This window comes from Streptomyces sp. NPDC126497, from assembly GCF_040302425.1.
In the GTDB taxonomy this organism is placed as follows: Bacteria; Actinomycetota; Actinomycetes; order Streptomycetales; family Streptomycetaceae; genus Streptomyces.
Genome location: NZ_JBEORT010000045.1, coordinates 37756 through 49312, shown reverse-complemented (window position 1 = coordinate 49312; position 11557 = coordinate 37756). Strand labels below are relative to the sequence as shown.

Below are 11557 nucleotides of genomic sequence, written 5' to 3'. Positions count from 1 at the left end.
GCCGACGGCCGGAGCGGCGACGGCCCCTGGGGCGCCGGCACCGGCGGCCCGGGCGGCGAGCCCCCGGGTGCCCGCCCCGTTGGTCCGGCTCACCAGGCGGTCCACGGCCGCCGTACCCGAGCTGTAACCGGTCCACGCGGCCTGCTCGGGCACGGCGGCCCCTCTCCGGGGCGTCCCGTAGAGCACCTGCTCCAGGCCGGAGACCAGGCGGCGCACGTCCACCTGGGGACGTACCACGAGACGCAGGAAGCGGCTGGAGGAGCCGATCTTGTTGCCGCACTCGCGGACCAGGATCCGGTGCTCGGTGAGCATCCGGTCCCGGACCACGGTGCCCTCGGCGCCCACGGGGAGGCGCACGAAGAGAAAGTTGCCCTGGGACGGGTAGACCGTCAGTCCGGGCAGCGAGGAGAGCCGGCCGGACATGTCCATCCGGTCGCGGCGCACCTGGTGCAGGCTGCGGGCGTACTCGGCGCCGTGCTCCTTCAGCATGAACACCACGTGCTCGGCGAAGGAGTTGAGGTTCCACTTGGGGAGCATCGCGCGCACCTTCCCCGCGAGCGCGGGGTTGGCGACCAGGTAGCCGAAGCGGACACCGTGCAGGCCGAAGTTCTTGCCGAGGCTGCGCAGCACGATGACGTTGGGGCGCAGCATCGCCTCCTGCGCCACGCTCGGCTCGTTCTCCGCGTCGGCGAACTCCAGGAAGGACTCGTCGATCACCACCAGGTCCAGGTCGGCCATGGCGTCCATGAACTGCACGACCGCGTGCTTGTGCAGGAAGCCGCCGTCGGGGTTGTTGGGGTTGCAGACCACCGCCACCCGGGTGCCCCTGGCCCGGACGAACTCCGCGTACTGCGCCAGGTCGAGGGCGAAGCCGCCGGCCTCCTGGAGGGGGAACATGTCGACCCGTTTGCCGGTCTCCATGGGCTGGTCGGTCCAGCGGCCGAAGGTGGGGACGGGGACGGCGAGGGACTCACGGACCAGGAGGTGGTCGATCCAGGTGATCAGCTCCGTGGAGCCGTTGCCCATCGCCACGCACTGCGGCGGCAGTCGGAGCAGACCGCACAGTTCGGCGGTGATGGTGTCGGCGCTGCTCGGGTAGTACGTGATGATGTCGCGCAGCCGGCCCGCCAGCTCCTCGAACATGGCGGGGGTGGGGAAGTACGGGTTGCAGGGGATGCAGAAGTCCACCGGGCCGGCCCCGTCGCCCTCCCGCGTCAGCGCCGCCATCGACGGGCTGTGCGCCGCGGTGCTGCGGAACAACGAGGTGACGTTGTCGGCCATGGGTCCTCCGTGTGCGACGGACCCGTCGGGGAGGGGGCCGGGCCCGTCATGCCTGGGTGGCCCGCGCGGGGGAGCACGGGCCACCCGGGAGTACGGAGCGGGGCGCGCCGCCGTTCAGCCGATGTGAGGAAGATGTGACGGCGGCGCTTCCCCGGGACTCATGCCCCGAACGAGTGGACCGTCGTCGTCCGGTACGTCTGCCCCGGCCGCAGCACGGTCGACGGGAACGACGGCTGGTTCGGCGCGTCCGGGAAGTGCTGGGTCTCCAGGCACAGCCCGTCGCCCTGCCGGTAGACCCGGCCGCCGGAGCCGACCAGGGTGCCGTCGAGGAAGTTGCCGGAGTAGAACTGCAGGCCCGGCTCGTTCGTCGCGATCCGCAGGGTGCGGCCGGAGGACGGGTCGCGCAGGGTGGCGACGTGTTCGGGACGGCGGGTGATGCCCTTGTCGAGCACCCAGTTGTGGTCGAAGCCCTGCCCGTACAGCACCTGCTGGTGAGCGGTGCGGATGTCCCGGCCGATCGGCTTGGCCCGGCGGAAGTCGAAGGGGGTGGCCGCGACCCGGGCCAGTTCGCCCGTGGGGATCAGCCCCGAGTCGACCGGCGTGTAGCGGGAGGCGGCGATGGACAGCTCGTGGTCGTACACGGAGCCGCTGCCCTCGCCGGCGAGGTTCCAGTAGACGTGGCTGGTGAGGTTGACGACGGTGGCCTTGTCGGTGGTGGCCTCGTAGTCGATGCGCCAGTCGCCGTCGCGGGTGAGGGTGTACGTCACCTTCGCGCGCAGCGTGCCCGGGTAGCCCATCTCGCCGTCGACGCTCGTGTGGTACAGGTGCAGGCCGACGTCGGAGCCCCGGGTGAACGGCTCGACGTCCCAGACCCGCTTGTCGAAGCCCTGCGAGCCGCCGTGCAGGCTGTTCTCGCCGTCGTTGACGGAGAGCTGGTACTGCTGTCCGTCGAGGGTGAAGCGGCCCTGGTCGATGCGGTTGCCGTAGCGGCCGATCAGGGCGCCGAAGTAGGGGCTGGAGGCGACGTACTCCTCGACGGTGCCGAAGCCGAGGGAGACGTTGGCGTACCGGCCGCGGCGGTCGGGGATCTCCAGGGACTGGACGACGCCGCCGTAGGAGAGGACCTTCATCCGCGTGCCGCCGTTCTCCAGCGACCAGCTGTGGACCTTGGTGCCGTCCGCGAGCCTGCCGAAGAGCGACTTCACCGGCTTCCCCCTGCCCGGCGAGGCGTGCGCCGTCCCGCCCAGGGAGGTGGCGGCGACCCCGGTCGCCGCGGCTCCTGCGATGACCGTGCGTCTGTTCAGTTCCATCCGTGCGGCTCCCGAGAAGGAAGGGGCCCCGCCGTCCGACGGGGCCCGAGCTGACTTACGAACCGGACTTGCGCTTGTTCCACACGTCGAAGCCGACCGCCGCCAGCAGGACCAGGCCCTTGATGACCTGCTGCCAGTCGGTGCCGATGCCGACGAGGTTCATACCGTTGTTCAGCACGCCCAGGACCAGGCCGCCGATGATCGCGCCGAGGACCGTGCCGACGCCGCCGCTCATCGACGCGCCGCCGATGAACGAGGCGGCGATGGCCTCCAGCTCGAAGTTGAGGCCGGCCTTGGGAGAGGCCGCGTTGAAGCGGGCGGCGAAGACCAGACCCGCCAGGGCCGCGAGCATGCCCATGTTCAGGAAGACCAGGAAGGTGACCTTCTTGTCCCGCACGCCGGACAGCTTGGCCGCGGGCAGGTTGCCGCCGATGGCGTAGATGTGGCGGCCGATGACGGCGTTGCGCATCACGTAGCCGAAGCCGACGAGCAGCGCGCCGAGGATCAGCAGCACGATCGGGGCGCCCTTGTAGCTGGCCAGCAGCATCGTCACGACCAGGATGGCGGAGCCGAGCGCGACGAGCTTCAGCAGGAACAGCTTGGCGGGCAGGACGTCGAGGTCGAACTCCTTCTGGCGGCGGCGGTCGCGGACCTCCTGGAGGACCACGAGCGCGATCAGCGCGAAGCCGAGGAGCAGGGTGAGGTTGTGGTAGTTGGTCTCCGGGCCGACCTCCGGCATGAAGCCGTTGGCGACCGTCTGCAGACCCTTGGGGAACGGGCCGAGGGTCTGGCCCTCCAGGAAGATCTCGGTGAGACCGCGGAAGGTCAGCATGCCCGCGAGGGTCACGATGAACGACGGTATGCCGCCGTAGGCGATGAACCAGCCCTGTATCGCGCCGGCCAGCGCGCCCACGGCCAGACAGAGGATCACCGCGACCGGCCACGGCAGGTCGTTCTTCACCATGAAGACGGCGGCCATCGAGCCGACGAACGCCGTCAGCGAGCCGACCGACAGGTCGATGTGGCCCGCGATGATGACCAGCATCATGCCGATCGCGAGGATCAGGATGTAGCTGTTCTGCAGCACCAGGTTGGACACGTTGCGCGGCAGCAGCAGGTCGCCGTCGGTCCACACCGCGAAGAGCGCCACGATGAGGCCGAGGGCGATCAGCATGCCGTACTGGCGCATGTTGCGGCGCATGCCGTCCAGCATCAGCTGGAGCAGGCCGTCACCGCCGCCCGCCCCGTCCCTGCCCGGCGGCGCGGCCGCCGGGGTCTTGCCGGTGACTTCGGTGCTGCTCATCGGGATACCTCTTTGTCCTTCGTCATCTGACGCATCAGCGATTCCTGGGAGGCCTCGGCCCGCGAGAACTCACCGGTCAGCCTTCCTGCGGCCATCGTGTAGATGCGGTCGCACATGCCGAGCAGTTCGGGCAGCTCGGAGGAGATGAAGACGACCGCCTTGCCCTCGGCGGCCAGCTTGTCGATGACCGTGTAGATCTCGTACTTGGCGCCGACGTCGATGCCGCGCGTCGGCTCGTCGAGGATCAGCACATCGGGACCCGCGAAGATCCACTTGCTGAGCACGACCTTCTGCTGGTTGCCGCCGGACAGCTTGCCCACCGGCTCGAACACCGTCGGGGCCTTGATGTTCATCGACTTCCGGAAGCCCTCGGCGACCTGCCGCTCCTCGTGCTCGTCCACCACACCGCGCCGGGCGACCTTCTTCAGGGAGCTGAGCGAGATGTTGCGGTTGATGGTGTCGATGAGGTTCAGCCCGAAGTGCTTGCGGTCCTCGGTGACGTACGCGATGCCGTGCCCGACCGCCTCGGGGACGGTCCTCGTACGGATCTCCGTGCCGTCCTTGAGGACCGTGCCGGCGGCGTACCGGCCGTAGGTGCGGCCGAAGATGCTCATCGCGAGCTCGGTACGGCCCGCGCCCATCAGGCCGGCGATGCCGACGATCTCACCGCGCCGCACCTCGAGGGACACGTCGTCGACGACCTTGCGCTGCTGGTCGATCGGGTGGTGCACGGTCCAGTTGCGGATCTCCAGGGCCGGGGCGGCGCCCTCCTCCGGCTGGTGCGGGGAGCGCTCCGGGAAGCGGTGCTCCAGGTCGCGGCCGACCATGCCGGAGATGATCCGGTCCTCGCTGGTCTCCGCGGCCTTCACGTCGAGCGTCTCGATGGTCCGCCCGTCCCGCAGGATCGTCACCGAGTCGGCGACCTTGCGGATCTCGTTGAGCTTGTGGGAGATGATGATCGAGGTGATGCCCTGTTCCTTCAACTCCAGGATCAGATCGAGGAGCTTGTCGCTGTCCTCGTCGTTCAGGGCCGCGGTCGGCTCATCGAGGATGAGCAGCTTCACCTTCTTCGAGAGCGCCTTCGCGATCTCCACCAGCTGCTGCTTGCCCACGCCGATGTCGGCGACGCGGGTGTCCGGGTGGTCGGACAGACCGACCCGGCGCAGCAGTTCGGTGGCGTGCTTGAGGGTGGCGTTCCAGTTGATGAACCCGCGTGTGGCGTGCTCATTGCCGAGGAAGATGTTCTCGGCGAGGGAGAGGAACGGCGACAGCGCCAGTTCCTGGTGGATGATGACGATGCCGCGCTGCTCGCTGGCCCGGATGTCCTTGAACTCGCAGGGCTCCCCCTCGAAGAGGATGTCCCCCTCGTAGCTGCCGTGCGGGTGGACGCCGGAGAGGACCTTCATGAGGGTCGACTTGCCGGCGCCGTTCTCACCGCAGATGGCGTGGACCTCGCCCTTGCGGACGGTCAGTGTGACGTCCGACAGCGCCTTGACGCCGGGAAAGGTCTTGACGATCGAGCGCATTTCCAGGACGGGTCCCGCCATGGTCGTGCCTTCCAATCCTTGAAGGGGCCCGGTTACTTGAGCTGGTCCTCGGTGTAGTAGCCGCCGTCGACCAGGACCTGCTTGTAGTTGGACTTGTCGACGCTGACCGGCTGCAGCAGGTAGGCGGGGACGACCTTGGAGCCGTTGTCGTACGACTTGGTGTCGTTGACCTCGGGCTTCTTGTCGTCCAGGACCGCGTCGACCATGTTCGCGGCGACCTTGGCGAGCTCGCGCAGGTCCTTGAAGACGGTCTGGGTCTGCTGTCCCGAGATGATCGACTTCAGCGAGGCGACCTCGGCGTCCTGGCCGGTGACGACGGGCATGGCCTTGCTGCCGGAGCCGTAGCCGTCCGACTTCAGGGCGGACAGGATGCCGATGGAGATGCCGTCGTAGGGCGAGAGCACCGCGTCGACCCGGGCGTTGCGGTAGCTGGAGGTGAGCAGGTCGTCCATGCGCTTCTGCGCGGTGCCGCCGTCCCAGCGCAGCGTGGTGACCTGGTTGAGGTCGGTCTGCTTGGAGCGGACGACCAGCTGGCCCTTGTCCATGTACGGCTTCAGGACGTTCATCGCGCCCTGGAAGAAGTACCGGGTGTTGTTGTCGTCGTTGGAGCCGGCGAACAGCTCGATGTTGAAGGGGCCCTTCTTGCCGGCCTTCAGCCCCAGCTTGTCGACGATGTAGCCGCCCTGCAGCTCGCCGACCTTCTCGTTGTCGAAGGAGGCGTAGTAGTCGACGTTCTCCGTGCCGAGGATCAGCCGGTCGTAGGAGACGACCGGGATGTCGGCGTCCTTGGCCTGCTGCAGGACGTTGCCCAGGGACTTGTTGTCGATCGCCGCCACGATCAGGGCGTCCACACCCTGCGTGATCATGTTCTCGATCTGGGAGACCTGCTGGTCCGGGTCGTCCTCGCCGAAGACCAGCTTGGTCTTGAACCCCTTGGCCTTCAGCTCCTTCTCGACGTTGGCGCCGTCGGCGATCCAGCGCTCGGAGGACTTGGTCGGCATCGCGATGCCGACGGTGGCTCCCTGCGCGCCGCCCTTCTCCTCCTCGCTGCCGCCCTCGCTGTTCTGGCCGCAGGCGGTCAGGGTGAGGGCGAGGGTGGCGGCCGAGGCGACGGCGGCGAGTGCGGCTCTGCGGTTACGCATGGTCATCATCCTTGATGTGGGTGCGGGGTCGGTCCGGACGGGCGAGGCGCTTCCGGGAGGCGGAGTCGGGCGACCGGGAAAGAGGTGTGTGCGATTGTGCGCGGCTGTGTCTACTTCTGTGAAGCCGAGTTTCCGGAACGTTATGACGGAATTTCGAACCGGCTCAGATCGCCCGGAAGCCGCGAACCGAGCGGCGCCATGTCGCCGTCCGCGCCGTGCCGGGCCAGCAGGTCCAGGGCCAGCCGGCCGCGCCGCACGCGCTCCTTCGCGGTCGCCAGGGTCAGCTCCCGCATGTGGTGTCCGTACGGATAGATCCCGGGCGCCTTGGACAGGCCGAACTTCAGGTACAGCGGGGCGCCGCGCCGGATGAGTTCGGCGACCTCGTACATCCGCACGTAGCCGCCGAGGTCGTCGGGGGCCTCGATGTACATGTCCATCGGTGTGGCCGAAACCCGCCGTATCTCGGTGAGGTGGTCGAGCGTCAGGTCACTGGGCACGTTGATCGAGTCGGCGCCGAGGTGCTCGTAGACCGCGAAGGAGGCCGGGTTGACCGGTCCGACGAGCGCCGAGAGCTTCAGCGTGGTGTCGGCGGGCAGCAGCCCGGCCGCGCGCGCCCGGTGCAGCGTCCACAGCACGCCCTCGTCGGCCACGAGCAGGCACTTCACGCCCAGTTCCGTGGCGCGCACGGCGTCCTCGACACAGCCGGCCACCGCGTCGTGGCCCCGGGCGCGCAGCCCGCCGCCGCCCGAGTCGGTACGGGTGGAACCGCCGATGTCCCAGGTGCCGCGCGGACCGGTGAACAGGCAGAGCTCGATGTCGCGCTCCGCGGTGGCCTCGGCCATCTCGGTGATCTCGGCGTCGGTCAGCATCCAGACGCCGCTGCCCTGACTGATCCGGTGGATCGGCACATCGAGGCGCGAGGCCTCCTTCAGGACCACGGCCAGCGCCTCCGGACCCTCGCAGGAGGGGATCTCGGTGCGCCAGCGGCCGCCGCCGGGGAAGGCGTGCGGCGAGGCGTCGGCGGGGTCGAGGGCGGGTGCGCTCAGGCCGAGCGCGGCGAGGATCTGCTCACCGGGTCTGCGGGGAGCCGTGGCGGAAGCGTCGGTCACAGGGGGTCCTTTGGTTCGATATGTCGGACGAGGTTCGCGGCCCGGGGTGCGGGTCGGGCGGGAAGGGGGCCGGGCGTACGCCGGTACGGGGGCCGTCAGGTCGCCCCCGTACCGGCGTACCGTCTAGGGACGCAACAGGACCTTGCCCACCTTCGGATCGCCGGACCCCACCAGCTCGATGGCCCGCGGGAACTCGGCCAGCGGCAGCTCGTGGCTCACCAGCGGCAGCGGATCGAGCAGCCCCGCGGCGAACACCCGCACGGTGTGCGCCCAGGCGTCCGGCGGCGCGCCGAAGACGGTGTGCACCTCCAGCTGCCGCACGACCAGGTCCGTGGGGTCGAGCCCGTCGGCGCCCGGCGCCGGGATGCCGGTGAGGACCAGCCGCCCGCCGCGCCGCAGCAGCGAGGCCGCGATGCGGGCCGCGTCCGCGGACCCGGCGGTCTCGATCACCACGTCGAAGTCGTCCGGGAGCGCCCGGTCCTTGGTGCGGAAGTCGGTGGCCCCGTACTGCCGGGACAGCGCCTCGCGGTCGTCCCGGGAGCCCACCACCAGCAGCTCGGAGGGGGAGCCGGCGCGCAGGAACTGCACGGCGAACATCCCCAGGGTGCCGGTGCCGACCACCGCGACCCGCTCGCCGGGCACGGCGTTCGCCTTCAGCGCGGCGGCGGCGATGCAGGCGGCCGGCTCGAGCAGCGCGGCGGCGCTCAGGTCGGCGTCGTCCGGGAGGACGTGCAGCAGCCGGGCCGGGAGGGTCAGCGTGGCGGCCATGGCGCCCGGCCGGGTGAACCCGGTCTCCTCGTAACCCGCCGAGCACAGCGTCGTCTCGCCGGCGTGACAGCGGTCGCAGACCTGGCAGTTGCGGAAGCCCTCGCCGACCACCTTGCGGCCGACCAGTGATTCCGGCACCCCCGCGCCCACCCGCTCCACGGTCCCGGACCACTCGTGGCCCGGGGTGAGCGGGTACCGCACGTACCCCTCGGGCCGGTTGCCCTGGTACACCTCGCGGTCACTGCCGCAGATGCCCGAGGCGTGGACCCGGACCAGGGCCTCGCCCGCACCGGGTTCGCGCGGCTCGTGCGGGACCAGGCGGTGCTCGCCGGGACCCTCGATGACGACCTGGGTGCTCATCGCGTCCCTCCCGGGCGGTCCGCGGTCACTTGGTGCCCTTGGGCTTGCGCTGTTCCCAGCCCTCGGCCCACAGGTCGAACCGGGCCTGCTGCTGCGGGAACTCGGCCGCCGCGTCGACGTCCAGCTCCACGCCGAGGCCGGGGGCGTCGGACAGGTGGAAGCAGCCGTCCTCCGGGTTCACCTGGGGCGCGCCCTTGACGACCTTCTTGATCTCCGCGTCCGCGAAGTCGTTGAAGTGCTCGAGGATCTTGAAGTTCGGCGAGGTGAAGCCGACCTGGAGGGACGCGGCGGTCAGCACGGGGCCGCCGACGTTGTGCGGGGCGACCAGCATGTAGTGGGTCTCGGCGGTCGCGGCGAGCTTGCGGGTCTCCCAGATGCCGCCGATGTGGCCGACGTCCGGCTGGATGATGTCGACCGCCTGGCTCTCGAAGAGCTCGCGGAACTCGATGCGGTCGTGGATGCGTTCGCCGGTGGCGAGGGGCATGTCGACCTTCGCGGCGACCTTCTCCAGCGCCTTGAGGTTCTCCGGCGGGACCGGCTCCTCCAGCCAGGCCGGCTTGAACGGCGCCAGCTCGTGCGCGAGGCGCACGGCGGTGGCGGGGGAGAAGCGGCCGTGCATCTCCAGCATCAGCTCGGCGTCCGGGCCGATGGCGTCGCGGACCGCCTCGATCAGGGAGACCGCGTACAGCGTCTGCCGGTGGTCGAGTTCGAAGTGGCCGGTGCCGAAGGGGTCGATCTTGAGCGCCCGGTAACCGCGCTCCATCACCGCCCGCGCGGCCTTGTGGTACGCCTCCGGGGTGCGCTCGGTGGTGTACCAGCCGTTGGCGTAGGCCTTGACCTTGTCGGTGACCTTGCCGCCGAGCAGCTGCCAGACGGGCACGCCGAGGGCCTTGCCCTTGATGTCCCAGCAGGCCATCTCGACGACGGCGATGCCGGACATCACGATCTCGCCGGCGCGGCCGTAGTCGCCGTACTTCATCCGGCGGACCAGGTCCTCGACAGCGAACGGGTCGGAGCCGAGAATGTGGTTGACCTCGGCCTCCTTCAGGTAACCCAGGAGGGCGTCGGTGTGGCCCAGCATCCGGGTCTCGCCGACTCCGGTGATGCCCTCGTCGGTGTGCACCTGGACGTACGTCAGGTTGCGCCACGGCGTCCCGACCACGTGTGTGCTGATTCCGGTGATGCGCACGGCAGTTAGCCCCTCGCTGTGGTGGTGGACCTTGTCCTTCGGTGTGCAGAGTTCGACGCGTTCGATATTTCGGCACACGTTCGAAATGCTGGCGTGACAGTAAGGACGGGGTGGCGCGAGTGTCAATGGGTCGCGCGCACAACGGTTTCGACAGTTTCGAAACCATTGGGCAATGGTCCGCACCAAACCTTCACAGCAAGCCCTATGAAGCGGGCCCGGACGGAACCTAACCTTCCCGCGTCATGGACTTTTGCCACCCGTGCCGACGGCACCTCAACGGCGCCCTGGCCTGCCCCGGCTGCGGCACGCCCGCCGAGACGCTCCGCGCCGGGCGGCAGGGGCCCGCGGCGTCCCCGGGGCACGGGGACGAGGCGCACGGGACCGCGGAGGCCGCCCGGACCGCGGAGGACTCCGGGGAGCGCGACGACGGGGAGGCCCGGGACGACGGCCCGCGCGGACGCCGCGCGGACCGGCGCCGGGGGCGGTGGCCGGAACCGGGGCCCGAACCGGACGGGGCCCCCGCGGCGGGGGAGAGCCGCCGGGACCGCAAGGCGGCGGCACACCGCCGCCGGCGCAACCGCACGCTGCTGATCGCGGCCGGATTCGTCCTCGCGGCGGGCGGACTGAGCCTCGCGGAACTCGGCCTGGACGCGCCCGGCTCGAAGCCGGAGCCGGCGGCGGCCGGGGAGGAGTCGCCCGACGGCGGCTCGACGGAGGTGGTGTCCTCGGGCCCGGCGGGCGGCGGCGGCGCGGGCGCCGCGGCGCCCGGAACGTCGCCCGGTGCGAAGCCTTCCGGCTCCCCGTCCGCCTCCGGCTCCCCGGAGGCGGAGGAGTCGGAGAAACCGGAGAAGCCGGAGGGGGCGGAGGAGGAGAAGGCGGAGGAGGACGTGTCGTCCGCGCCCGCGACCCCGTCCACGGCCGACCCGACGACGGCTCCGCCGCCGGCGGCCTCGACGGAGCCGGAGACCCCGGAGCCGGACCCGGCCACGGAGGAGCCCGAGCCGGAACCCGAGCCCACGAAGACCTGCGACCGGTTCCTGTGGTGGTGCACCTGACCCGGCCGGACGCCCCCGTCCCTCAGTCCGCGTCCAGCATCCTCCGCAGCGCGTCCCGCAGCGCCACCCGCTCCGCCTCCGAGAGCCCCGCCAGCGGCTCGCGCGCGAACCGCAGCGACTCCCGCAGGCTCCGCGCCACCCGCCGGCCCTCGGCCGTCGCCGCCGCCAGCTTCACCCGCCGGTCCGCCGGATCGGGCCGCCGCTCCGCCAGCCCCCGCGCCTCCAGCCGGTCGACGATCCCGGTGACGTTCGACGGCTCGCACTTCAGCCGCTGCGCCAGCTTCCGCATCGGCAGCGGCTCCAGGGAGAGGAGACTGAGCAGCTTCGCCTGGGCACCCGTGAGGGCGTGACCGGCGGCGGCTTCCTCGTACTCCTCGTGGTAGCGGGCCACCACCGAGCCGATGAGTTCGACGACCTCCAGGGTGAGGGCGTCGGGACGGCGCGAGGCGGCATCGGGTGTGGCCATGCCCTCCAGGGTACCCGTTTGCTTGAC

General features: G+C 70.5%; 10 protein-coding genes. 1 reads left to right on the top strand and 9 read right to left on the bottom strand.

Features of this window, described 5'->3' with window-relative positions; all coding sequences use genetic code 11:
* The 8 genes from ABTY20_RS19985 to ABTY20_RS19950 all read right to left on the bottom strand — a co-directional run.
* Positions 1 to 1281 (bottom strand): pyridoxal phosphate-dependent aminotransferase (locus ABTY20_RS19985; protein ID WP_351998341.1); only part of this gene is annotated, 1281 nt, incomplete at its 3' end.
* 158 nt (positions 1282 to 1439) lie between these two features.
* Positions 1440 to 2591 carry an aldose epimerase family protein gene (locus tag ABTY20_RS19980; protein WP_351998340.1) on the bottom strand — a complete coding sequence of 384 codons (1152 nt, stop codon included), beginning with the start codon at positions 2589 to 2591 and terminating at the stop codon, positions 1440 to 1442.
* Between the two features lie 55 nt (positions 2592 to 2646).
* Positions 2647 to 3894: a multiple monosaccharide ABC transporter permease gene (mmsB, locus tag ABTY20_RS19975; protein ID WP_351998339.1), complete on the bottom strand. Its 1248-nt coding sequence runs from the start codon at positions 3892 to 3894 to the stop codon at positions 2647 to 2649.
* Positions 3891 to 5441 carry a multiple monosaccharide ABC transporter ATP-binding protein gene (gene mmsA, locus ABTY20_RS19970; protein WP_351998338.1) on the bottom strand — a complete coding sequence of 517 codons (1551 nt, stop codon included), beginning with the start codon at positions 5439 to 5441 and terminating at the stop codon, positions 3891 to 3893. The genes mmsB and mmsA overlap by 4 nt, the downstream gene beginning before the upstream one ends.
* Positions 5442 to 5473: 32 nt before the next feature.
* Positions 5474 to 6583, bottom strand: coding sequence for a multiple monosaccharide ABC transporter substrate-binding protein (chvE, locus tag ABTY20_RS19965; RefSeq protein ID WP_351998337.1), 1110 nt, complete (start codon positions 6581 to 6583; stop codon positions 5474 to 5476).
* A gap of 140 nt (positions 6584 to 6723) precedes the next feature.
* Positions 6724 to 7692 carry a hypothetical protein gene (locus ABTY20_RS19960; protein ID WP_351998336.1) on the bottom strand — a complete coding sequence of 323 codons (969 nt, stop codon included), beginning with the start codon at positions 7690 to 7692 and terminating at the stop codon, positions 6724 to 6726.
* Between the two features lie 123 nt (positions 7693 to 7815).
* Positions 7816 to 8820: a zinc-dependent alcohol dehydrogenase gene (locus tag ABTY20_RS19955; RefSeq protein ID WP_351998335.1), complete on the bottom strand. Its 1005-nt coding sequence runs from the start codon at positions 8818 to 8820 to the stop codon at positions 7816 to 7818.
* A gap of 25 nt (positions 8821 to 8845) precedes the next feature.
* On the bottom strand, positions 8846 to 10009 hold the full coding sequence (locus tag ABTY20_RS19950) for a mandelate racemase/muconate lactonizing enzyme family protein (protein ID WP_351998344.1): 1164 nt from the start codon (positions 10007 to 10009) through the stop codon (positions 8846 to 8848).
* Positions 10010 to 10251: 242 nt separating this feature from the next.
* Here ABTY20_RS19950 and ABTY20_RS19945 point away from each other — a divergent pair, with 242 nt between their 5' ends.
* Positions 10252 to 11064 carry an SCO2400 family protein gene (locus tag ABTY20_RS19945; protein ID WP_351998334.1) on the top strand — a complete coding sequence of 271 codons (813 nt, stop codon included), beginning with the start codon at positions 10252 to 10254 and terminating at the stop codon, positions 11062 to 11064.
* Between the two features lie 22 nt (positions 11065 to 11086).
* Here ABTY20_RS19945 and ABTY20_RS19940 read toward each other — a convergent pair whose 3' ends face one another.
* On the bottom strand, positions 11087 to 11530 hold the full coding sequence (locus tag ABTY20_RS19940) for a MarR family winged helix-turn-helix transcriptional regulator (RefSeq protein WP_351998333.1): 444 nt from the start codon (positions 11528 to 11530) through the stop codon (positions 11087 to 11089).
* Positions 11531 to 11557: the final 27 nt, after the last annotated feature.